This window comes from Flavobacterium suaedae, assembly GCF_014642915.1.
In the GTDB taxonomy this organism is placed as follows: Bacteria; Bacteroidota; Bacteroidia; order Flavobacteriales; family Flavobacteriaceae; genus Flavobacterium; species Flavobacterium suaedae.
In genome coordinates this window covers 435,483-458,941 of the sequence record NZ_BMJE01000003.1, presented here as the reverse complement: position 1 = coordinate 458,941, position 23,459 = coordinate 435,483, and the positions used below count along the sequence as shown (strand labels likewise).

At 34.9% G+C, this 23,459-nt stretch carries 19 protein-coding genes and 1 tRNA gene; 9 read left to right on the top strand and 11 right to left on the bottom strand.

What is annotated here, in order from left to right:
* The first annotated feature begins 1 nt into the window (after position 1).
* Entirely contained in the window at positions 2–772 is a 771-nt protein-coding gene (locus IEW45_RS08005; protein ID WP_188620703.1) for a TPM domain-containing protein, read from the top strand.
* A 75-nt stretch (positions 773–847) separates the two neighbouring features.
* On the opposite strand, the gene IEW45_RS08000 is transcribed toward IEW45_RS08005, so the two are convergent.
* Complete coding sequence (locus tag IEW45_RS08000) at positions 848–3,679, bottom strand: outer membrane beta-barrel protein (protein WP_188620702.1); 2,832 nt, start codon at positions 3,677–3,679, stop codon at positions 848–850.
* A gap of 454 nt (positions 3,680–4,133) precedes the next feature.
* Between IEW45_RS08000 and IEW45_RS07995 the strand changes: the two genes are divergently transcribed.
* Positions 4,134–4,361, top strand: coding sequence for a hypothetical protein (locus IEW45_RS07995; RefSeq protein ID WP_188620701.1), 228 nt, complete (start codon positions 4,134–4,136; stop codon positions 4,359–4,361).
* 35 nt (positions 4,362–4,396) lie between these two features.
* Here IEW45_RS07995 and der read toward each other — a convergent pair whose 3' ends face one another.
* Positions 4,397–5,707 (bottom strand): ribosome biogenesis GTPase Der, encoded by a 1,311-nt coding sequence (gene der, locus IEW45_RS07990; protein WP_188620700.1) that lies wholly within the window; start codon positions 5,705–5,707, stop codon positions 4,397–4,399.
* A 128-nt stretch (positions 5,708–5,835) separates the two neighbouring features.
* Positions 5,836–6,720: a GTPase Era gene (gene era, locus IEW45_RS07985; RefSeq protein WP_188620699.1), complete on the bottom strand. Its 885-nt coding sequence runs from the start codon at positions 6,718–6,720 to the stop codon at positions 5,836–5,838.
* Positions 6,721–6,823: 103 nt separating this feature from the next.
* Between era and IEW45_RS07980 the strand changes: the two genes are divergently transcribed.
* The gene (locus IEW45_RS07980) at positions 6,824–7,366 is read left to right on the top strand and encodes a DUF5034 domain-containing protein (RefSeq protein ID WP_188620698.1); all 543 of its coding nucleotides are present in this window, start codon (positions 6,824–6,826) and stop codon (positions 7,364–7,366) included.
* A gap of 2 nt (positions 7,367–7,368) precedes the next feature.
* Here IEW45_RS07980 and IEW45_RS07975 read toward each other — a convergent pair whose 3' ends face one another.
* Complete coding sequence (locus tag IEW45_RS07975) at positions 7,369–8,136, bottom strand: M90 family metallopeptidase (RefSeq protein ID WP_188620697.1); 768 nt, start codon at positions 8,134–8,136, stop codon at positions 7,369–7,371.
* Between the two features lie 117 nt (positions 8,137–8,253).
* Positions 8,254–8,326, bottom strand: a tRNA-Met gene (locus tag IEW45_RS07970).
* 281 nt (positions 8,327–8,607) lie between these two features.
* On the opposite strand from IEW45_RS07970, the gene IEW45_RS07965 reads away from it, so the two are divergent.
* From IEW45_RS07965 to IEW45_RS07945, 5 genes are all read left to right on the top strand, one after another.
* Positions 8,608–9,225: a hypothetical protein gene (locus IEW45_RS07965; protein ID WP_188620696.1), complete on the top strand. Its 618-nt coding sequence runs from the start codon at positions 8,608–8,610 to the stop codon at positions 9,223–9,225.
* Between the two features lie 276 nt (positions 9,226–9,501).
* Positions 9,502–9,903, top strand: a complete 402-nt coding sequence (locus tag IEW45_RS07960; protein WP_188620695.1) for a hypothetical protein — start codon at positions 9,502–9,504, stop codon at positions 9,901–9,903.
* A gap of 74 nt (positions 9,904–9,977) precedes the next feature.
* On the top strand, positions 9,978–10,595 hold the full coding sequence (locus tag IEW45_RS07955) for a hypothetical protein (RefSeq protein ID WP_188620694.1): 618 nt from the start codon (positions 9,978–9,980) through the stop codon (positions 10,593–10,595).
* Between the two features lie 161 nt (positions 10,596–10,756).
* Entirely contained in the window at positions 10,757–11,518 is a 762-nt protein-coding gene (locus IEW45_RS07950; RefSeq protein WP_188620693.1) for a sensor histidine kinase, read from the top strand.
* 2 nt (positions 11,519–11,520) lie between these two features.
* A complete protein-coding gene (locus IEW45_RS07945; protein ID WP_188620692.1) occupies positions 11,521–12,201 on the top strand; it encodes a response regulator transcription factor in 681 nt (226 codons plus the stop codon).
* A 481-nt stretch (positions 12,202–12,682) separates the two neighbouring features.
* Here the strand turns inward: IEW45_RS07945 and IEW45_RS07940 are convergent, their stop codons facing one another.
* From IEW45_RS07940 to IEW45_RS07915, 6 genes are all read right to left on the bottom strand, one after another.
* Positions 12,683–13,657, bottom strand: a complete 975-nt coding sequence (locus IEW45_RS07940; RefSeq protein ID WP_188620691.1) for a glycoside hydrolase family 5 protein — start codon at positions 13,655–13,657, stop codon at positions 12,683–12,685.
* The gene (locus IEW45_RS07935) at positions 13,658–14,899 is read right to left on the bottom strand and encodes a glycoside hydrolase family 27 protein (RefSeq protein WP_188620690.1); all 1,242 of its coding nucleotides are present in this window, start codon (positions 14,897–14,899) and stop codon (positions 13,658–13,660) included.
* A 122-nt stretch (positions 14,900–15,021) separates the two neighbouring features.
* Positions 15,022–16,053 carry an IPT/TIG domain-containing protein gene (locus IEW45_RS07930; protein ID WP_188620689.1) on the bottom strand — a complete coding sequence of 344 codons (1,032 nt, stop codon included), beginning with the start codon at positions 16,051–16,053 and terminating at the stop codon, positions 15,022–15,024.
* An 18-nt stretch (positions 16,054–16,071) separates the two neighbouring features.
* Complete coding sequence (locus IEW45_RS07925; RefSeq protein ID WP_188620688.1) at positions 16,072–17,670, bottom strand: RagB/SusD family nutrient uptake outer membrane protein; 1,599 nt, start codon at positions 17,668–17,670, stop codon at positions 16,072–16,074.
* Positions 17,671–17,680: 10 nt separating this feature from the next.
* Complete coding sequence (locus IEW45_RS07920) at positions 17,681–20,878, bottom strand: SusC/RagA family TonB-linked outer membrane protein (protein WP_188620687.1); 3,198 nt, start codon at positions 20,876–20,878, stop codon at positions 17,681–17,683.
* A gap of 298 nt (positions 20,879–21,176) precedes the next feature.
* On the bottom strand, positions 21,177–22,052 hold the full coding sequence (locus IEW45_RS07915; protein ID WP_188620686.1) for an AraC family transcriptional regulator: 876 nt from the start codon (positions 22,050–22,052) through the stop codon (positions 21,177–21,179).
* Positions 22,053–22,231: 179 nt separating this feature from the next.
* Between IEW45_RS07915 and IEW45_RS07910 the strand changes: the two genes are divergently transcribed.
* Positions 22,232–23,449, top strand: coding sequence for a glycoside hydrolase family 26 protein (locus IEW45_RS07910; protein ID WP_229665922.1), 1,218 nt, complete (start codon positions 22,232–22,234; stop codon positions 23,447–23,449).
* Positions 23,450–23,459 lie beyond the last annotated feature (10 nt).

Sequence of the window (23,459 nt, the reverse complement as noted above, 5' to 3'; positions counted from 1 at the left end):
AATGAAGAATATATACATACTGCTTTTTAGTTTACTATTTGTACAGTTAAGTTTTGCGCAATATAATATACCTGATAAACCTTCTACGCAAACAAGTGTATATGACTACGCCGATGTTTTAAGTAAGTATGAAGAGGAAAACCTTCAAAGTAAGCTGGTAAACTATGCTGATACCACTTCTACACAAATAGTAATAGTGACTGTTGAAAGCCTTAAAGGAGAAAGCATTGGGCAATTGACTCCTGACTGGGCTCAAAAGTGGGGAATAGGGCAAAAAGGAAAAGATAATGGTGTACTGATACTATTAGCAGAGAAAGAAAGAGAAATATGGATTTCACCCGGTTATGGTTTAGATTCTAAACTTACAGCAGGTATACTGGGAGACCTTACTCGAAATGTAATAATACCTGAATTTAAAGCAGGTAGTTATTATAACGGGCTTGATAAAGGAACTGATGTTATTATTGAAATAATTAGAGGAACCTATAAAGGCGAGCGTAAATCTTCGGGTGTCCCGTTCGGTGCTATACTGTTTTTTATTATATTTTTTATAGTTATTATAGCGCTGCTTTCTCGCAGAGGTGGAGGAGGCGGTTCAGGAGGACGCAGAGGAAGAGGTGCTGACCTTGCTGATATTATTATTTTAAGCAGTTTAGGACGAGGCTTTGGCGGAGGTCATAGTTCCGGAGGCGGAGGCTTTGGCGGCGGTGGTTTCGGAGGAGGCTTCGGAGGCGGAGGCTTTAGCGGCGGCGGTGCCGGAGGAAGCTGGTAGCAAAAATTGAAATCAATTATATACGTAATAAAAAAGGCTGCAATTTGCAGCCTTTTTTATTTTTTCTATTAGTTGTTAAAACCACCAGAATGGGCTCCCGCCTTCGCGTTCTTTTTTACCGCCAAACTTTTCAAGCTTAAAGGTTAAAGAGAACATTACATAACGTTTTAATACAGTATTCTGTTGGTCATATACTGACGTTGGTGTTATACTTCTTGATGTACCAAGATTTTGGTTTAATAAGTCATATACTTTTACTTTAAACAGTAATTTATCATTAAGGAAATTATATCCTATACTGGTGTTCCATAAAAAGAAATCCTTTTTAAAGCCATCCCCTAAGTTAGAGTTATAGGTATAACCAAAATCATTACCAAATACTACATGCTTAGGCCAGTAGGAAGTAGTTTGCAGGTTTACATTATGTGTAAAGTATGACGTCTGGTCAATAGTATAATTAGTAAAATGTGTTTCGTTATAACTAAATCGGTAGGATGGATTAATTACTAATGCTTCACCATATTCCCAGGTAAAGTTTACACGTGGAGTAAGACTTATCTGGTTAGCTTCATAAAGTTCACCGTTTGTATATCCTTTATCAAGGTTAAAGCTACTGCCTATTCCCAGGTTAATTCTATAAGTATGTTCCTCCCTTTTTATAGATTTATTCCAGTAACCGCCAGCCCACATATTATAAGTATCGCTAACATTTGTAAATGATGTAACACGTTTAGCACTACTGTTTATGTCAGTTCTGCTAACTATTCTGCTGTCATATATATTACCGCCTAAATATATGTTATACCCCGAACGTGTAGCGAAGTCAAAATCTCTGAAACTCAGGTAAACATAACTTCTTTTATTTGGGTCCAGGTCAGGGTTACCTGTTCTTGTAGAAAGTGCATTACTTACATCTTCAATAGGTAATACCTGACTTGCCTGAGGGTAATCAATATTATAACGATAGTATAAACTTATTGATTTAGATTTTGAAAAACTATACCTGAAGTGTGCTCGGGCAGTAGGTAAAACATAATCTTTATTAACCGTATAGTCAATCCCTCTGTATGAGCCAAAATTGTCAAACTGAACAATATCAGTACCTGCTGAAACGCCAATGGTATAATCTTTTTTTCTTATTTCAAGTCCCATCATAGGGGTAAAGGTGTTTGTTTCGGAGGTAAGGTAATTGGTTAAAGAGTCATTACGTGTGGTAAAGTTACCGGTAGCTTCATCAAAGTTAAAACCATCACGATCATCAATACCTATTTCGTACTTATAGCCTGCACTAACATTTATGCTGATAGAGTCTGTAATTGGTTCACTATATTCAAGTTCACCATTGTATATATCGCTTATCTGTCTGTTATAGCGTACCTGATTTCTGTTATCGGTAGTGATGTCGGGTATGCCGTCTCCATTTTCATCATCTCCGTTATAGAAGGTAGTTGTAGACTGGTTGTAGTTAGCCCCGTCATTTCTGCTGTTTTCATTTTGAAACCTCAAGCTTAAGTAACGACCTTTTTTACCGAATGATTTATTAAAATCAATTTCATTTTCAAAATTATTAGTATCATTCTCGCTATATGTTGAACCACTGTTTTCATTTAGCAGTACACCATCTTGGTTCTCACTAAACTGAGATGAAGTATCACGTGATTTTGTTTTTAATTTTGAAAATTTAGGATAAAAATATAGGTTAGTAGTAGAATCTATTTCAATTTCAAAAGTGGTGTTTACGTTGTGTGCAAACTTTTCATTATCTGTTTTAGAAACAGACTCTGTAAGAATACTTCTTTCTTCATTTGCATCACCGTCATTGGTAAGGTAAGTAATTAGTTTTGTTCTGTTGTCATTCTCAGTATTAGCCTGATTGAAAAAGTAACTCACATTAGAGTCCAGTCCTTCTACCCATTCATCTGCATAATTAACTCCAACCATGTTAGACTTTGTTATCCCGTTTCCGCCACCAAAACGAATACCGTTTATACCAAAAGAGCCATCGCTGCTGGTATAGACAGAGTAGTTTCTTCCGCCTCCCATACTGTCAAATATTTCATCCATAGTAAAACCGGTGGAGTTTATATTGTTACTGGAGGCAAGTATGCTAATTCGTCTTTTGTCTTTAAAATAGTTTAGCATGGCACTGCTCTCATACCGGTCATCTGTACCGTAGCCACCCATAAACTTACCAAAGAGTCCTTTATTTTTATCTTTATCAATAGTAAGGTTTATGCTGGCATTATCACCACTTGCAGACTTACCTGTTAGTTCTTCTTTTTTTGTTTTAGTATCGGTAACCTGTACTTTATTAATTATTTCGGCAGGTAAGTTTTGTAATGCTACTTTACCGTCTTTATCAAAAAATGGCTTTCCGTTAACCAGTATTTGGTTTACTTCTTTACCATTTACAGTTATTTTACCTTCAGAGTCAATTTCTACGCCGGGTAATTGTTTTAATAGCGTTTGTACGTTAGCGTCCGGTCTTACTTTAAAAGAAGAAGCATTAAACTCCAATGTGTCCGATTTTATTCGGATGGGAGGAGCCTCACCTTCTATAACAACCTCATTAAGCTCAGTTGATTTATCAGCCATCTTTATTGCGCCAAAGTTACGATCCTCTGTTATTTTTTCAAGTTTTTGCCTATAGTCAGCAAACCCCATGTACGACGCTTTAAGAAACACAGGTTCTTCTTTGGTTCGGGTTTTTATTTCCCAGTTACCATTACTATCGGAAATAGTATATTCTAATACTGTTGAGGTAGAATCTTGTTCTGAAGTAAGATATATTGTTGCAGATTCTAAAGGAAAATCATCAGGGTCGGTTATTTTACCTTTAAGGGTAACGCTTTGGCTGAAACAAAAAGATGTAAACAGCAAAACCAGTAGGGTAAAGCCTTTTTGCATAATTGTTTTTAATTGGTTAAGTGGTGGTTATTTGTTTTACAAAAACTTTTTCCAGCTTCTGTAATGTATAATTATTTCTTCTTTAATGTGTGTTTCTAAACGATTTTATATTAAAAAAACAAACGTACAACTATTATTTTAGTTTAAAAACTATTTTTATAGTTAAATAACTAATTTAATAGTTAAAATGTAAAAAGCAACTGAGATACTACTATTAAATTTACATTGCTCATAAAAAGCTGATTAAGGTTATACCTCAGAGGAAATTATTTTCATTTTACAGCTTATTGTACTATTATCTATAAAAACAGCTAATAAACTGTTTTAGTGTGTTATATACAAATTATTTGGACTTATAAAGTATTGATATGGTGTTAATTAATTTGTAAATTGTTGATTTTTAAATTTTTATGCAGTATATTGTTAAGTGTTAAAATGTAAAAAAAGTAATACAATGAAAAGTCGTAGTATAGAACTGGTTTGGATTGCTACTATTTTTATAATTATTTTCACTGTTTTAACATATTACAGTATAAATACTGCTGTTTTACTTAGTTTAGGTATTACAGGGCAGGTATTTATTATATACATGGTTTATAAGGTGCTTACTGATAGTGTAAAAACAAATAAAACTTTTAAAGATTGGTATGAAGACCGACCGGTTAAAACATTAGAGGAATAAAAAAACCGAAGCATTTGCTTCGGTTTTTTACTATGTTATTTTTTACGGAAGTATATATCTATAGGTACACCTGAAAGATTAAAAATACTTCTCATTTTGTTTTCTATAAATCGCTTATACGGGTCTTTTACATATTGCGGTAAGTTACAGAAAAACACAAACTGCGGGGTAGGGGTAGGTAACTGCATGCAGAATTTAATTTTCACATACTTTCCTTTTAATGCAGGTGGTGGATTGTTTTCTATAATCGGCAACATAATTTCGTTTAGCTTAGATGTTGCTATACGCTGCTTTCTGTTTTCAAAGACTTCTACGGCTGTTTCCAGTGCTTTTAGTAACCTTTGCTTTGTAAGTGCCGATACGAATAGAATAGGCACATCAGTAAAAGGTTCCAGTTCTTCGCGTATACGGGCTTCGTAGTTTTTAGTAGTCATGGTATCCTTTTCTACAAGATCCCATTTGTTAACTAATATTACTACCCCTTTACGGTTTTTTTGTGCCAGCCAGAATATACTTTGGTCTTGTCCTTCAAACCCTCTGGTAGCATCAATTACCAGTATACAAATATCACTGTGCTCTATGGCTCTTACAGAGCGCATTACTGAGTAAAACTCTAAGTCTTCTTTTACTTTTGCTTTACGACGAATACCTGCGGTATCTACCAATTTAAAGTCAAAACCAAAACGGTTGTAAGTAGTATCAATAGCGTCGCGGGTAGTACCTGCAATGTCAGTAACCACAAAGCGGTCTTCTCCAATAAGCGCATTTATAAACGATGATTTACCTGCATTAGGTCTACCTACTACGGCAAAACGCGGTAAGCCATCTTCATCCTCTTCAGGGGCTTTGTCTTCAGGTAACAGTTCTACCAGTTTATCCAGTAAGTCCCCTGTTCCCGAACCATTCATCCCTGAGAAAGTATGGTAGTCGCCAAGACCTAAGTTGTAAAACTCTATAGCTTCCTTTTCACGCATGGCATTATCTACCTTGTTTACAGTAAGTAATATAGGTTTTGTAATTCTGCGTAATAACTTTGCAACCTCTTCATCCATTGGTGTAATGCCGTCTTCAACATCTACCACAAATACAATTACATCAGCTTCATCAATAGCCAGTTCTACCTGTCTGCGTATTTCTCCTTCAAATATATCGTCAGAGCCTTTTATATAACCGCCCGTATCAATAACTGAAAATTCTTTTCCGTTCCATTCGCTCTTTCCGTAATTCCTGTCGCGCGTAACACCGCTAACAGCATCTACAATAGCTTCCCTGCGCTTTATTAAACGGTTAAAAAAGGTAGATTTCCCAACATTGGGTCTACCTACTATGGCTACGATATTATTCATTAGCTTACTTTAAATTTTTTGCAAAAGTAAATATAAAAAGTGATTAGCCATTAGGTAACAGTCAATAGTTTAAATGAATATAAAAATATAACTGTTATGGCTACTGCCTTTTGCCTGTTTACTGGTAACTATTTATTATTATATCCGAAACGGCGTAACTGGTTAGCATTGCTTCGCCAGTTTTTATTCACTTTTACGTAAGTTTCTAGATGTATTTTTTTACCGAAGAATTTTTCTAAATCTTCTCTTGCTTGTATACCTACTTTTTTAAGAGCAGCGCCTTTATGCCCTATAATAATACCTTTTTGAGTATCACGCTCTACCATTATTACGGCTCTTATCCTTATTATATCATCATCTTCCAGAAATTCTTCCGTTTCAATTTCTACAGCATACGGTATTTCTTTCTGGTAATTTAGCAGTATTTTCTCTCTGATGGTTTCATTTACAAAAAAGCGTTCAGGCTTATCAGTAAGTGCATCTTTAGGGTAGAAGGGAGGAGAATCAGGTAAAAGTGCGACAATACGGTTAAATACTTCTGTAACATTAAAGTTTTCTAATGCCGATATAGGATAAAGCTCTGCGTTAGGTACTTTTTCTTTCCAAAGTTGTACTTGCTCTTCCAGTTGTTCCTGGCTGGATTTATCTATTTTATTTAATAGTAAAAGTACCGGTATTTTAGAATTGGTTATTTTTTTAAAGAAAGCTTCATCCTTAAGCTCCTTTTCTCCAATTTCTACCATATATATTAATATGTCAGCATCTTCAAAGGCAGATTTTACGAAATCCATCATGCTTGACTGGAGTTCGTATGCAGGTTTAATAATACCGGGAGTATCCGAAAGTACTACTTGGAAATCTTCACCGTTTACAATACCCAAAATCCTGTGGCGGGTTGTTTGTGCTTTTGATGTGATGATAGATAACCTTTCCCCAACAAAAGCATTCATAAGGGTTGATTTTCCTACGTTTGGGTTCCCGATAATGTTTACAAATCCTGCTTTGTGTGCCATATGCTACTGCTTATAAAATATAATAGTTTGCAAATTTACAGTTAAAAGTAATGCCATACATAATTTTGCCTATTTTTACTTTTAAAAAGTACTATTAAATATAATGAAAAAGAAAATTCTAGTTGCCTTTTTTGGCTTAAACCTTTTTGGTTTTGTTGCTTGCTTTAATTGTGAAGAATGGAAGTATATTGATTATAATGGGATTGAAGTGGAAGTGCGTAATCCTGTAGTTTCGGTAAATGATAGCCTTTCTTTCGGGTATAAAACTACCGGATCTGAATATTTGGCAATAACAAAATCTTTTTCACATTTTTCTAATACTGTCTATGCATTTGATTGTGATAAAGGCTATGGTGGAGATAAATATCCTCTGGTAAGTATATCTATTACCAGTGATACTGATTTTGATGAGACACACCCTGCAGGGACTGAGCTAAATGATATTATTTATACACGTGGAACTATTGAAGGTGAATATGGTGTTTATGGGACATTACCTGAGTTCGATCCGTCAACAATTAATACTTATTACATGTATTTAAAAGCTATACCTAATAATGACAATCCTCATAGATTTACTATCGAGATAGAAAGAGTAAATGGTGATGTTATGACTGCTACATCAGAAGAAATAGTTTGGGAATAAGCTTATGATTTTGGATTAAAGCATTTTCTCATCATTTTATAAAGTTCTGGGTGTTTTCTTTTTAATAAATGAGGGCGTTCAAAAAAGTATTCGCCTGCTACAGCAAAAAACTCAGCTTGCTTTGTCCCGGCATAAGCCCTTATGTCTGATTTATTATTGTTAATAGCTTCCATTTTTTTATGCATAAGGTCAAGCCATGGAACAGCATATTGGTGTTCCATTAATATTTCGGGAATACCGTCCACACTACCATCCATTTTATCTATTAAGTGTATGAACTCATGTATTCCGGTATTTTTTTTATCTGTTTTATTGCTAAAGCCATGGTAAAGTGCCTTTTTAGATAAAATCATTTTGTTTTCAAACCTGCCGGTACCTACAATTCCCCCTATGTTACGATTCTCGGCAGTATTAGTAAATTCCAAGTCTTTATTAAAGTAATCAGGATATAGTAATACCCCTGTAAGGTTAGTATAATGCCAGTTTTTAAAACCAAAAACAGGTATTACCGCACTCGATGCTACCAGAACTTTATCGAGATCGGTAACTTCAGTTTGCACCCCTTCAATATATACCTCGCTTAAAAACTGCATCATTTTTTTCTGAAATGAAATTTGCTTTCTTTTAGAGAGATTACGGTAAAACAGTACATTTTCAAGCAAAAGGTTATGCCATTCTTTTGGAAATGGCTGCGTCTTGCGCTTTCGGGTTTTTGTAAAAATATAAATGCCTATAAGTATAAATGCTGCCAGTGCTATATAGAAAGCCATAAAGGTAAAATTAGAGTAGTAAAAATACAATCTAGCTTTGCTTAATTATATTAATAATAACACAAAAATAGTATAAAATAAAAAAGCCTCTGATTATATCAGAGGCTTTTTACCTAGTAGCGGGAACTGGACTCGAACCAGTGACCTTCGGGTTATGAGCCCGACGAGCTACCTACTGCTCTATCCCGCGTTGTTTGTAGTGCAAATATATAACCATTATTTACAATTACAAAACATATAATAGAATTATTTTTATATAGTTTCTAGCAGCTTGAATGGTAGTATGTTGAGAGTTGTTTTTTTTAGAAAAAAGATATTTAGGGTTTAAAACAGCGTTTAAATACAATTCTTATAATGTTGTTTCTTTATATTTTAGTTATATTGTGAATAATCCGTATTAACATTTCTTTATACCTTACTATCTTTGTTAATAAATCGCAACACCAAATATTAACTTTAAATACATTTTCTATGGACAGAGTTGAAACAATTTTTTCGATGACAATGCAAGAAATAAAAGACAGCATTAACAAGTGGAAAGATATAATGGGCAACAGTGAAGCCCTGAATGAATATTTTGAGCAAGGCAATTGCTTTTTATATGACTTTCCTAAATATGCAGAGGACTCTGATTATATCCATGCGTACCCGGGGATACATGGAGATTTCCTTATTTTTATGTTTATACCCAGTAACTATGATAAGCCGGAAACAAAAGATATTCAGAGTTACGTAAAAGCAAGTTTAGCCATACAAGGGCAAAATACAGGCAGAATTACAAAAGAAGAAGCTGTAGTAAGGATATCAGATTGGGTTAACCATCATAAAACCTGGGTAAAAGAACAGGTAGACAGACCTGAAGGAATGTTTCAGGCTTTTCAAATTGACAGAGATGATTATGAATTATCAAATACAGAAAACTATTTAGGGCTTAAAAGGCACCTATTAAGCCACAAAACAGCAGACCTTATTGTGGCAAACCTTGATGGTAAAGATGAAGTGCAGTATTTTGATGATTTTTCTACACCTGTACCACCATACAGTAGTAGCTCAGCTCCTCAATCAAGTTTCTATTTATTGACATTATAGTGAATGACTTTTCTTGATTTCTCAAAAAAATTAAGCGAAGTAAGTCCTATTTTTCTTATTATAGGAATTATAGTAGGTAGTATATACTATAGAAAATTAGATACTCTGCATAAGAGTATCTTCTTTTATTTAGTATTGATGTTATTAGTGGACTTCTTAAGTAGATATTTTGGATTTATAAGTAATAAAAATAATAACCTGATTATTTTAATAGTGTATAGTTTAGTGGAAGTTATAGTGGTAAGCTATTTTTATTATAAATTTTTACTTAAAAAGGTGCACAAACTACTAAAGGCTATTTGCTTTGCTGCAATACTATACATAGCCTATGAGTTTATATATTACGCTTTCTTTGATACAAATGTTAAGAGTTTTCAGCCCTATGCCAAAGTAGCTGATAATTTTGTAATAATACTACTTGCACTAAGCTTTTTACAGGAAAAAATAGATGATTTTAAAGAGCAAAAATGGGATAATTTCAGGCTTAATATTGTGATTCTGGTTTTCTTTACATTTAATACGCTTATTTTTTTACCTATTAATTTTATAGTAAATGAAAATAGTGGTGTTAAATTCTATTTTTGGGCAGGCAATTCAATTTTGTTGTTGCTCTTTTATAGTTACTTAATAGGCAAAATATGGAAAAACGGAAAGCAGAATAAATTACAGGAAAAATAAATTATAGATATTTAATTTATAACTTATTGATTTTTAGTTTACTTTTAAGGATGTTAACCAGCTAAATATTTACTATGAATATAGATTATGTAATTGGAAGTCTTCAGAAATGGGAGCAAATACGTCAAAATAGCCCGGCATTGCTTAATTATTTAAATCAAGGTAACTGTTTTAAGTTTACTAATCATCATTATCCTGAATCATCAAATTATAGGCATGCCTATCCCGGTATCTATGAAGGAAAACTAAAAATGTTTGTAATACCTTCTGCTTATGATAATAAGTTGACTAAAGACATTGCTTCCTATATAGAAGTTTGTGATGTTTTTTATGACCCCATGCCTATTTATAATCCTATGCATAAGAATGATAGGATATCTTTTGTTACTGCCGAAAGGAGAGTGGATAGATGGGATGAAGACTATACTAAATGGGTGCCTAAAAAGGTAGCAACAAAGGAAGGGATATTTCAGGCTTTTGCAATACCCTCTCAAGATTTTGAAACTAACATAGTGAAAGTACGCTTTGGGTTACAGCAAGATAAAGGGATAGAAAATCCTGAAAATTTTAATGCTGATATGATAGTTGCTTGTGATGACGGAACCAAAGTGTATGAGGATTTTTCTACTCCTGTGCCACCTTATGGGAAAGATACTCCTGCATCCGGTTTTTATTTACTATCGCAGGCGTAAAGTTCTATATATATATAATTTTAAACAGCCAAATAGTTATAAACGTATAGCTTTTTGGCTGTTTTTGTACTTAGATGTAGACTAATATTAAACATGCTTTATCGTTATAAAGATTAGTTTTATTTCTTTTACTTTTGTGTTAAATTTATTCCTTTGTTTTTATGGAGAAATGGCAAGACCCGCAGGTAATTGCATTATGGATTGGTATAGCTTTAATGCTGTTTTTTACTATTTTAATTTTTGTGATTAAAATAGCACATGCGGGTTACAAAAAGATGACAGAGGCAAACTTACGGGAAGCACAAACTAAGTTAGAGCATCAAAAAAAGTTATTAGAAACCAACCTTAAAGCACAGGAAGAAGAGCGTATGCGTATAGCATCTGACCTTCATGATAGTTTGGTAGGAAAACTGACTACTATACGAATGCAGGGGCAGATGGGTTTACCATTAAATGAGATTGATAGACTATTAGGGGAAAGTATTACAGAGGCGAGAAGAATATCGCATGATTTAACACCACCACTATTAGAATATACCAGTTTAAGCGAGTTAATTGATGAGCAGATAACCCCGTGGCAAAAAAAGCTGGAAATTGATTATAATACAGATGTACGTGTTGAGGATAATTTGCCTGCCAATATAAAAATACAAGTTTTACGAGTATTGCAGGAGCTAATCACTAATACCATAAAACATGCCGAAGCAAATACTATATGCATTAACTTAAGGCATACAACACAGGGCTTAGCATTAATAGTAAAAGACAACGGTAAGGGGTTTGATACCACTGTTCTAAAAAAAGGTTTAGGTTTGCATAGTTTAGAAATGCGAATGCAATACTTAAACGCAACATATAAAGTTATATCGGCTCCGGGAAAAGGAACCAAAACAATAATAGCAGTGTCAACTAAAAATGTGTAAATATGGATACTAAAATACGAGTAGCAATTGTAGACGATGATGCCTTAATAACAAAGTTATTAGAGAGCTTTTTACAAAATTGTGAAGATATTGAAGTACTATTTACAGCCAATAACGGGCAGCAGCTATTAGAAAAATTACAGAATAAAAATAATATTCCTGATATTTTACTACTGGATTTAAAAATGGAAGGAATGGATGGTATTGGTATAACAGAATATTTAAAAGTAAACCATCCGGAAATAAAAGTTATAATTATTTCATCTCACTATAAAAAGTCATTTATGGGCTTTATGGTAAAAACAGGCGTTTCCGCTTTTTTACCAAAAGGAATTATGCCTAATGAACTTATAGAAATTATAAGAACAGTAAATAAACAGGGCTTCTACTTTAAAGATGATCAAATGGAAGTGCTTAGAGACCAAATAGCAGTAAAAGCACCTAAACCATCAGTAAGCGATGAGGAAAGTGCACTTTCAGAAAGAGAAACAGATGTACTACGATTAATCTGCCAGCAAAAAACAGCTAAAGAAATAGGGGAGATACTATTTATTACCCAGCGCACTGCCGAAGGTCATAAAAACAACCTATTTGTAAAAACAGGAGCTAAAAATATAGCCGGATTGGTTATATATGCTATTCAGCACGGTATAATAAAGGCGGAAGAACTTCCTCTTATTTAAGCGAAAATCACACTTTTTCAGGGTTGGTATTATTACCTGTTTTTACTAAACAGGTAATTTCTACCTGTTGCGGTATGTACAATTTGTGCAACTTTGTATCAGGATAACAGTTAATAATTGTTGTTCTGGCGTAAAAATTAAATCCTGAAAAAGAAGTCTGGCGGGAAATGTGATTCGCTTTTTATAGCCCCCCTAACGGTATATATTGCAGAGTCGCTAATAGGGAGCCCGCCTGCTTCTTTGAGAGATATAAAAGTTGAAATGAAATATGCCCCCAAGCGTAGTCCAACTAACTAAAAATTTTTACTGAACAGTGTCTATTTATTCAAATTTTTTAGATGTGTGAGTAGCGGGTTTTAATTAACTCGCTACTCTTCTTTTTTAAGTGTATTTTATATTTGATAAAAAAGAGCCCCACGTTATTACGCAGGGCTCACCCAAAATTACAATAAAACTAACTCAACTTAACTTTATGTATACCTTATTGTTTGTTTAGTTTTCTTAAGTATTCACGACTTTTTTTGCCGCTTTTCTTTAAATCACTTTCTTTCCAGTTACCTGTAGATGAAGCAGATTTTTCAAGCACACTACAGGTCTCATCTTTATCGGATACAGACCATGTAATCCAGCTTATTTTGCGGTTTTCCATCCAGTCTATCCAACGTTGCCATTCCTCTTCATTTAAAGGACCATCACCTGTAGCTTCCATTCCCGCACTTTCAGAAACAAAAACAGGTAATCCTTTTTCAATAGCTGCATCTGTACGGTCACGTAGCCATTTATCATGCGTAGCAGCATAAAAGTGTACGGTGTACATAAGGTTGTCAAATCCTGTTATAGGATCTTCGGCAGGTAAATGAATATCCTGATCCCAATGTGGGCAACCAACAAGAATTATATTATCCGGGTCATTTTTACGAATAACTTTAATAACTTCTTCACTATATGCTTTTACTTCAGACCAGCTTTCATCATCCGGCTCATTAAAAATCTCATATATAACATTAGGCTTATCGCCGTAAGTTTTAGACATTTCATCAAAAAAAATTTTAGCTTCTTCAAGATGTATGTTGTGGCTGTGAAAGTCTATAATTACATATATTCCGGCCTCTATAGCACCGTCAACTACTGTTTTTATTTTTTCTTTACTATCTTCAGGGCTTTCAATATAACAACGCTTATCAGCATCTACTCCCATAGCAGCACGTACTATGTTTACATTCCAGTCATTTTTTAGCCATTTAACGCTTTGTTTATTATAAAAGCGAGGCCAAAAGTTATGCCATCCATAGCTCATACCTCGTAGCATGGCAGCATTACCGTTTTCATCTGTTAATTGTGTACCTTCTACATGCAGTTGTCCATGTTTTTCAACAGCAGTGCTTGTTTGCGACTTTGTTTCGCAGGCAAAAGCTAGTAATACCGATGTTAATAGTATTAAGTACTTCTTCATCATCTAGTTCTTTTTAATAAGCCTAAGCGTTACTACATCGTGAGGTGCTATTTTAGATTTAAAATTCTTCTTAGTAGTACCTGCTTTTTTATCTTCCCATATATTTTTAATATTGTAAACTGTAGTATCAAAAGATGTCGAAATGTTGTTAAGCTCATCTTTTATAGCGTTTTCACTCCAGTCGAAGTTTATTTTTTTATCAGATTCGCTTCTGTTTAAAAATGTCATAGCCCAATCTCCGTTACTAAGTGGCTTAGCCCATACTTCAAGACCATCTTCCGCGCTGTAGCGGAAGCCCTGAATACCTAGCTTATCCTGATTGATAGCAATCATATCTTTATTGGTAAGTATTTCCAGTGTTTCATCAGTCATTTCACGGAAATCATTTCCTGCAATTAATGGAGAGGCAACCATACACCACATTGCAAAGTGAGAACGGTCTTCAGCTACTGTCATACCATTACCAACCTCAAGCATATCAAAATCGTTCCAGTGGTCTGGTCCTGAGTATTTACGTATTCCTTTACGCATATCTATTATCTTCATAAAGCCCCACGATGACCAGTTTTCAGGGTGTTTATGTTCACAGTCAAAACAAGGGTATATATCGCCTGATATTCTCCACATATTTCCTACAGGCTCTGCCCATTCCCAAGGGTCATTATCTCCCCATTCACATAAGCTAAACACAATTGGTCTGCCTGCTTTTTTTAGGGCATTACTCATAGTAGTGTAAGCCTCTTTTGCTGTTATTCCTTCGGTATTACACCAGTCATATTTTAGAAAATCAATACCCAGCGATGCATAAAAGCGGGCATCCTGATATTCGTAACCTCTCGTACCCGGATAACCTGCACACGTTTTTGTTCCTGCGCAATTGTATAGCCCAAACTTTAAACCTTTTGAGTGTACGTAATCTACTAAAGCTTTCATCCCATTAGGGAATTTCTCAGGGTCTGGCACTAAGTTTCCTTCTTCATCTCTTTCCCTTGTCATCCAGCCATCATCAAGTACTATATAGGTATATCCGGCATCTTTCATGCCCGATGCTACCATTATATCAGCTGTTTCTTTTACCAGTTCTTCGTCTATATCAGTTGCAAAAGTATTCCATGAGTTCCAGCCCATAGGCGGAGTCATAGCCATGCCTTCAAATTTTGTCGGCTCTTGTTTATATGTATTTCCTTGTGCTAAACCTGATACTGTATAGCCAATACAAAAAAGAGCACAAATTAATTTTTTCATGTGTTGTGATTAAATGTTGTGATTTTTAGAATAGATGCTGTTGTTAACGGTAAAAACATTCCCCAAACTTTTGGTTCGGGGAATGTTACACAAAACAACTCTATGAATTTTAAACGTGAACTTTATTCTTCAGCTACGGTAAACCCTATATTGTCAAAATAATAGTTATTGGTACTACCTGTAAATTCCTGGAAAGAAATGTTTTGTAAAGCTTCCGGCATACCACCAAGTTCTTCCCAAGTAAATGTGTACTCAGTCCATTCAGTACCTGTTTCAAAGGCAAAGTCTTCATCTCCCCAGTTAGCACCGTTAAAGATAAGTACAAGTTTGCCATCCTCATCTGAACGGGCGTAGAAGTGTATACCTGTGTACTGTGATAATTGGTCGTCCCAAGCCCAGTTTCCTTGTATATTGTCCCAACCGGCAATCTCTTTTTTAATAAAGGTAGTTCCTTGTGCTGCTTCTGCCTGATTAGTTATATATTCATGGTTATTCCAAGCTTCTATATCCCAAGGAGCATAAAATGCATCGTCATAAATTGCTGTACCTACAGCAGTTCCCCATTCAGAATCTCCTGAAATAGTTGTAACACTTACACGTTTGTACTGAGAGCCTGCAGGCATAATAGCTACAATTTCAGTTAATGTGCTTGAAACTATTTCTGCCTCAACATCTCCTACCATTACTACAGGATCTAAAAAATAAGAACCGTATATAGTAAACTCTTCACCTTCGGCAGCATTAACAGGGTTAAAGCTTGTAACTTCCGGTGCCGGTGGTGCTACTATAAAACTGTATACAGCTTCACCGCTATTAGTTACTACTCTAATTTCATCAACAGTATCTGCATACGGTGTATTTCTGTCAATAGTTACTAATATTACATCATCAGTAACAAAGGTAGAGTTGAAATAAGTATCTGTTTCATTAAAGTATATTTTTCTTGTTCCGGTAAAGTTATTACCACGTATAATATACATGTTACCTGCATAACCCTGTTCAACAAGTGAGTCGTTCTCTGCAAGACTTACACTTTCAATAACAGGGGCTGCACCACCGGAGCTATCATCATCACTGCTACAAGAAGCAGCAAACAGGATTATTGTCATTGCAGACAATACGCCTAGTATGTTTTTTACATTAAATGTTTTCATAGTAAATTTCTTTTTTAATTATTCTTCACCAAAATTATAAGGTACAGGGTCTTCTAATAAAAGAGGGTTTTTAGAAACATCGTTATCAGGATAAGGAAGTAAGAAATCAGACTCGTCCGGAGTAAAATATTCTTCAGTAAACATATTTCCTCTGTTTTGAGCTGATATAATTGCAATAGCCTGAGATCTTGGTAATCTTCCTAAGTCGAACCAGTAATCTCCTTCAAAGCAAAGTTCACGTCTTCTTTCAGTAAATAATTCGTCAAAAGTAATGCTTGTTACGGCAGACAATCCGGCTCTTGTTCTTACAGCATTAAATGATGCTAATGCAGCAGGGTCTGATGTGCTTCCGCTTCCACCCATAACAGCTTCTGCGTGTATAAGTAATAAGTCAGCATAACGCATAATGTAAGTGTTATTTTCCATCATTGCCCATGCGTCTATCGGTCCTGTTTCATTTCCGTTAACAATACCTATGCAGTATTTTTTAATAGCTGCACCGGCACCTTGTCCGCCAATTTCTTCGGCAGGAGGAACAGTAAACCCTACTTGTTCTTCATTATCAGCACCAACCAATACTTTTATTTCAGGGTATTCATCTCCGGGCAGCATTATTGTTGCTTTTCTTCTTAAATCTCCTGACGGATATAGATCTAATACATCTTGAGAAGGACCAAATACACCACCATACGAAGCGTTTGATGTAGTAACAGCAGCAGTGCTTATTCCAAACTGTGTATTACAGTTATTTGCAGAACCATAGTTACCATCTACAACCCATTGTAATGAGAAGATAGATTCCTCATTATTGTTGTTAGGGAATTTAAATAAGTCAGCAAAAGTTTTATCAGGAATTTGGTCGCCACCAAGAAGTTTAAACTCATTACTGTTTATAACCTCTTCCGCCATTGCTCTTGCTTCAGTATATTTTTCTTCGTATAAATATACTTTTGCCAGCATTGCTCTTGCAGAACCTTTTGATACTCTTGCATTTTCTGTATAATTAGAAGTTCTTGTTTTATCTTCTAATAAATCAATTGCTTTTTGATAATCACTTTCAATAAGTTGGTATATATCTTCAACTCTGTTAGTATTTATTTGTGGGTTATCAATATGGTCAAGGTTGTTTTCTATAATCGGAACAGGTCCCCATAGTCTTACTAAGTAAAAGTAAGCAGTTGCTCTCATAAAGTAAGCCTGCCCCACTGTGTTGTTTAAAACGTCTTCACTAACAGCAGGTCCAACTCTGTCAGGTAAAAAGTTTATTATAAGGTTGGCCTGTGCAACGTTAGCCCATAATGATGACCATCCGTTATTTAACTCAGGGTCACTACCGTTAAGAGAAAAATTACGCATAGCACTTACATCACTTGAACCGGAATACATATTACCAGAACCTACTTCTGCAACTGCATAAAAGAACTTGTTGTTAAATTGAAACCACGTTCTGGCATACATACCGTTGGTTGCTGATTCAACTTGTTCGTTAGTGCTGTAATAATTATCAAGACTTATCTGGTCTTCGGGAGGACGTACAGAAAACTCTTCAGAACATGAAGTTGTTAGAGCAAAGAATGCTGTAACGGCTAATATTTTATATACTCTTTTCATTTTCATTTTTTTTAGTTTAGAATTCTACATTAACACCAACAGAGTAAGTTCTTGGTGTAGGATACCTTCCGTTATCAATACCTGTAAGAAGCTGATTTTGGTTAAATGAACCAATTTCAGGGTCGTAACCGCTATAATTAGTGAATGTAAATAAGTTTTGTGCGCTTCCGTATATTCTTACTCTGGACATTTTTAGTTTTGATACTATGTCCTGCGGAAGTGAATAACCAAGTGTTACGTTTTGTATTCTTACATAAGAACCATCTTCTACATATCTTGTAGAAATTTGTATGTTGTTTGCACTTGTACTGTTTACCGGTCTTGGTACATCAGTGTTAGTGTTTTCAGGTGTCCAGTAATTTAATGCTTCGGTAAATGCATTTTGATATAGTTGTGCATTGGCGGTACCACTTCTCTTAGTAAGGTTTAAAATGTCGTTACCGTAAGACCCTTGTACAAATACAGAAAGGTCGAAGTTTTTATATTTAAAGTTGTTAGTGAAACCAAAAGTAAAGTCCGGGTGCGGGTTACCAATAAACGTTCTGTCATTAGCATCTATCACACCATCTTCATTAACATCTCTATATTTAACGTCACCTAAATATGTTTGTCCTGCACCTGTACCAACTGAATTACCAAATTGTGCAGGAGCGTTATTCAACTCGTCAAGGTCGTTAAATATACCTTCGGCAATGTAACCATAGAACATGCCAATAGGTGAACCTAACTCTGTATTAGTAACATCATACGAGATATAACCATTTAAATTTACAGGTTGTACAAGGCTTAAGTTATCTTGTATTTTAGTAAGTTCATTTTTATATTTAGAGAAAACAAGTGTTGAGTTCCAAGAGAAATCACCTGTTCCTTTTGTACCATAGTTAAGTGTAATATCTACCCCTCTGTTCTCCATTTCACCCAGGTTAGAATAAGGTGAATCAAGACCACCATACTGTCCTATACCACCTGTTAGGTAGCTTGGTAATGGTACCTGAAATAAGAAGCTGTCTGATACTTTTTTATAAAAGTCGAAGCTTGCTGATAGCCTTGAATTGAATAAAGTAAAGTCAATACCAAGGTTGGTTTGCTGCATAGATTCCCAAACAATATCAGGGTTAGGGAAGTTAGAAGGTAAGAAACCTGTACCTATACTTGAATTTTGTTGTACTAACAATGAGCTGTATCGGTTATTAGGTATTTGTTGGTTACCTGTTTCACCGTAACCAAGTCTAAACTTAATATTGTCAATATACTTACGTGTACCTTCCATAAAACTTTCGTTAGAAAGTTTCCATGATACTGCTACAGCAGGGAAGTATCCCCATTGATTATCGGTATTAGGGTCAAATTTAGAAGAACGGTCACCTCTGTATGAAGCAGAAAGTCCGTATTTGTTATCAAAATCATATATAATACGACCAAAAAGAGAGTAAAGAGATGCACTACCCTGGTAGCTTGTAACTGTACTTTGAGAAGGGTCTGCAAGGTTTAAACCATATACTGAATTGGTTTGGAAACCGGTAGCATATGCTGATATACCTTCCCAGTGATTATCATTAGCTTCTTGTCCTGCAAGAATTGTGAATGAATGCTTGCCTAAAACTTTATTATAAGTAAGTAGGTTTTTAATGTTTATAGAGTACCAGTTTTGTCTTCTTTCGTTAAGGTCTGCAGAAACATTTGTTTGTACACCCCAGTTGTATGATGGTGTAAATTCCGTATGCTCACTAAACTCAGTATTAGCACCTAATTCAACTCTGTATTTTAATCCTTTTACTATCTCAGCCTCAGCAAAAACATTTCCTAAAAAGTTTTTTCTTATTAGTTTGTTGTCTTTAGAAAGTGCTTCAGCAACAGGGTTAAAGTAAGTAGAGTTAAGTGCATTATCAGTAGGTCCTGCAAATGATCCGTCAGGGTTTCTAACAGGTATATCAGGAGCTTGTAATAAAGTGTTGCTTATTATACCGCCAAAACTTTGATTAATAGTTAGTGTCTCATTAGTAATACCGGTGTTAACATTAGCACCAACTTTCAGCCAGTCTTTAACTTGAGAGTCCAGGTTAAGACGCATTGTATATCTTTTATACCCTGAACCAAGTAATATACCTTCTTGGTCTAAGAAACCTCCTGAAAGGTAATAGTGGGTGTTTTCATCACCTCCTGAAAAAGATAATTGGTGGCTTGTTGAAACAGCAGTTCTGTATACTTCATCTTGCCAGTCTGTACCTTCTCCAAGTAATTCAGGGTTAGCGAATTCAGGTCTTAATTGGTCTTCAGAGAAACCATATGCAAGCCATAATTCATTTTGATGTTGTGCATACTGGCGTAAATTCATTACGTCTAGCTTTTTGTACAATGATTGTACTGATGTATACCCTTCGTAGCTTATTTTTCCAGTACCTTTTTTGCCTGATTTTGTAGTAATAATTACTACACCATTAGATCCGCGAGAACCGTAAATAGCTGTTGCAGAGGCATCTTTAAGTATGTCGATTGACAGGATATCGTTAGGGTTAATCATAGAAAGCGGGCTTACTGCATTATTACCTGCGCCACCGCTTGCAGAGAAATCATTCCCTGATATTGGTCTTCCGCTCATTGATTTTCCTGTAGCATCACCTGAAACAGGTACGCCATCTATAATATATAGCGGTTCGTTAGTACCTGAAATAGAAGTTGTACCACGTACTCTTATTGAAACAGCACTACCGGGCTGCCCTGAGTTGTTACTAACAGTAACCCCGGCAGCTTTACCCTGTATCATTTGGTCTACAGTGGTTTGCTTAAGGTTTTCTATGTCCTTAGTTCGTATAGTAGAAACGGCACTGTTAACATCATCTTTGCGTTGTGTACCATAACCTATTACTACAACTTCTTCAAGTGTTTGCGCATTTTCCTCAAGGGTTACATTTATAACCTCGCGTCCGTTTACTTTCACTTCCTGATTTGCAAAACCGATATAGCTGAATACTAATGTAGCTCCATCCGGTACGCTTATTGAATATTCTCCGTCTATATTGGTAGCTATGCCAGGTGCTGTACTACCTTTAATGGTAACATTTACCCCCGGGATGGTCATGCCTTGATCATCAGAGACAACCCCCGACACTGTGTTTTGCGCTTGTGCAGAGGCGAAGCTGCAAAACAACAACAGGTAAAAAAGGGTCCTTCCCTTAGTTAACCATGTAGTAAAATCATGTAGTGTGTTCCCCATAATAAATTTGTGTTTTGGTTAGTTACTAATTCCTAAATAAATGAGTTGTTAATTTTTACAATCAATAATTTTGGAGTTCATTTATTGACAAAAACAAATTTATATGAGATGTTAAGTGTTTGTTAATATTATTTTATCATTTAATGATAATATTTTCTCTAACGTTTGCGTAAATACTGTTTTGTAATCCTGTGTGTTGTGTTTTTGTCATTTTAAGGCGTTGTAAAACAGTTGTTTTTGTCGGTATTTAAATGTTGTGGTTAGAGAGGAGTTATGATATTTTTTTTACTACCCAATGCTATAAAAAGCGCTTCATTCCGTAAAATTCTTCTCTGTATTGACTGGGTGTGGTGTTTTTTATGCTTTTAAATATCCTGTTAAAGTTAGCGATGTTATTAAAACCGGACTTAAAAGCTATTTCGGAAATACTCAAATCTTTTTCAATAAGCCATCGTGCAGCATATCCTACTCTTATATCATTAAGGTAGTTTACAAATGTTTTACCTGTTCTCTTTTTTATAAACCTGTTAAAAGAAACAGGGCTCATACTGGCAACTTGCGAAACTTCATCAAGAGTTATTTTTTCAGAGAAATTTTTTTGTATGAACTCATATACAAGTTTCATTTTATCATCATCCTCAAAAGTGTCAAGGTCTACGGTATAGGTAGAAAGTAGTCTTTGGTTTCGGGAGTTTGCCATATCGTGCAGTATGGATATTATTTCTAAAAAATAATCCATACCATCCAGTTTAGATATGCTTATTAGTCTGTTAGCTAACTCTTCACCCGTTTTTTTAGAAAATAAAATGCCGTGGTTAGATCTGTTAAACATATCCTTAATAGGCATCATTATTCTTCGAGAAAGCAGTGTATCATCAAAAAGGTTATTATGAAACTGTATAGTAATTTCATGTACCTTTTTGTTTTTACAATTGTGTAATTCCCATCCGTGATGTAAATTAGGACCTACCAGCACCAGTTCTACATCGTCTATTTCTTCAATATGGTCGCCAACAATTCTTTTTACACCTTTACCGTTTAGTATAAAGTTAATTTCATATTCAGGGTGGTAATGTATGGGGAAGTCAAAACTATCTTTAACACGATCAAAAACTAAAAAACTGTCTCCTTTAGAAAGAGGGGGGACTTCTCTGTGAAAGTTTTGATTGTTCATTTTGTGTTTTTTGTTTGCAATTATAAGATATAATATTGATAAAATAATATTAACTTAAATTTAAGACTAAAATTATCTTTGACATTATCAATAAAGTACTACCAAAATTACGTACTTGAAAATTAATCACGAAATTATTTACCAATTTCACATAATATAGTTTGTTCTATATGAGATAGATGAAAATCATTATGGTTAAAAACGTTAAAATATTAATGCTGGTTGCTTTAGCAGCAATATCTTGTAAAGAAGCAGACAGCAGTAAAAAAGAAAATAAGTCTGAGGGAATAGAAGAGGTAAAAGAAATACAAAAAATAAGTTTGGCAGATAAAAATGCTACAACAGAAACACAAATTTTGTATAAAAATCTTTTTGACTTACAGGAGAAAGGTTACATGTTCGGTCATCAGGATGATTTAGCCTATGGTGTAAACTGGAAATATGAAGAGGGTAGGAGTGATATAAAAGATGTTGTAAGTGATTACCCTGCGGTATACGGATGGGATATAGGACGTATAGAAAATAAAGAAGAAAAAAATCTTGATGGAGTTCCTTTTGCTAAAATGCGCGAATATATACAGCAGGCTCACAGTAGGGGCGGGGTAAGTACTATAAGTTGGCATATAAATAACCCAATGACAGGAGGAGATTCCTGGGATAATGCCGAAGGTACAGTAGCATCTATACTGCCGGGTGGAGAATATCATGATAAATATAAAGGATGGCTGGATAATGCAGCTGACTTTTTACTTTCATTAAAAGATGATGAGGGTAAACTAATACCTATATTATATCGTCCTTACCATGAGTTTACAGGAAATTGGTTCTGGTGGTGTAAAAATACTACCAGTAAAGAGCAGTTTGTAGAATTATGGAAGTTTACAGTAAACTACTATATGGAAAAAGGAGTTCATAATCTTATATATGTTTATAACGTTTCTAACGCAAACGTTACCTCAAAAGCTGATTTTCTGGAATATTATCCGGGCGATGATATGGCGGACTATGTGAGTTTTGATATTTACCAAATGGGTGATGGAGAAAAGCAGGAACAGTTTATTAAAGATACTAAAAACCTTGTTGCTGTAATGACTGAAATAGCACAAGAGCGCAATAAGCTTTCTGCTATTGCGGAAACAGGTTATGAGCAAGTACCTGATAAAAATTGGTGGACTCAAACGCTGGATAAAGCAATAGGAGACGAAAAAATATCATTTGTTTTAGTATGGAGAAATCATGGCTGGAATGACTGGTTAAAACCCGCAAGAATGCATTACTATGCACCGTATAAAGATAATGTAAGTGTAGAGGATTTTAAAGAATTCTATAATCAGGAAAATACTTTATTCCAGAGTGATGTAACTAAGTTTAACCTTTACAGTACGGCTAAGCCTTAAACGAAATAAG

Coding starts and splice junctions, on each gene's coding strand:
- IEW45_RS08005 (WP_188620703.1), top strand. CDS start 2: ATGAAGAATATATACATACTGCTTTTTAGTTTACTATTTGTACAGTTA.
- IEW45_RS08000 (WP_188620702.1), bottom strand. CDS start 3,679: ATGCAAAAAGGCTTTACCCTACTGGTTTTGCTGTTTACATCTTTTTGT.
- IEW45_RS07995 (WP_188620701.1), top strand. CDS start 4,134: ATGAAAAGTCGTAGTATAGAACTGGTTTGGATTGCTACTATTTTTATA.
- der (WP_188620700.1), bottom strand. CDS start 5,707: ATGAATAATATCGTAGCCATAGTAGGTAGACCCAATGTTGGGAAATCT.
- era (WP_188620699.1), bottom strand. CDS start 6,720: ATGGCACACAAAGCAGGATTTGTAAACATTATCGGGAACCCAAACGTA.
- IEW45_RS07980 (WP_188620698.1), top strand. CDS start 6,824: ATGAAAAAGAAAATTCTAGTTGCCTTTTTTGGCTTAAACCTTTTTGGT.
- IEW45_RS07975 (WP_188620697.1), bottom strand. CDS start 8,136: ATGGCTTTCTATATAGCACTGGCAGCATTTATACTTATAGGCATTTAT.
- IEW45_RS07965 (WP_188620696.1), top strand. CDS start 8,608: ATGGACAGAGTTGAAACAATTTTTTCGATGACAATGCAAGAAATAAAA.
- IEW45_RS07955 (WP_188620694.1), top strand. CDS start 9,978: ATGAATATAGATTATGTAATTGGAAGTCTTCAGAAATGGGAGCAAATA.
- IEW45_RS07950 (WP_188620693.1), top strand. CDS start 10,757: ATGGAGAAATGGCAAGACCCGCAGGTAATTGCATTATGGATTGGTATA.
- IEW45_RS07945 (WP_188620692.1), top strand. CDS start 11,521: ATGGATACTAAAATACGAGTAGCAATTGTAGACGATGATGCCTTAATA.
- IEW45_RS07940 (WP_188620691.1), bottom strand. CDS start 13,657: ATGATGAAGAAGTACTTAATACTATTAACATCGGTATTACTAGCTTTT.
- IEW45_RS07935 (WP_188620690.1), bottom strand. CDS start 14,899: ATGAAAAAATTAATTTGTGCTCTTTTTTGTATTGGCTATACAGTATCA.
- IEW45_RS07930 (WP_188620689.1), bottom strand. CDS start 16,053: ATGAAAACATTTAATGTAAAAAACATACTAGGCGTATTGTCTGCAATG.
- IEW45_RS07925 (WP_188620688.1), bottom strand. CDS start 17,670: ATGAAAATGAAAAGAGTATATAAAATATTAGCCGTTACAGCATTCTTT.
- IEW45_RS07920 (WP_188620687.1), bottom strand. CDS start 20,878: ATGGGGAACACACTACATGATTTTACTACATGGTTAACTAAGGGAAGG.
- IEW45_RS07915 (WP_188620686.1), bottom strand. CDS start 22,052: ATGAACAATCAAAACTTTCACAGAGAAGTCCCCCCTCTTTCTAAAGGA.
- IEW45_RS07910 (WP_229665922.1), top strand. CDS start 22,232: ATGAAAATCATTATGGTTAAAAACGTTAAAATATTAATGCTGGTTGCT.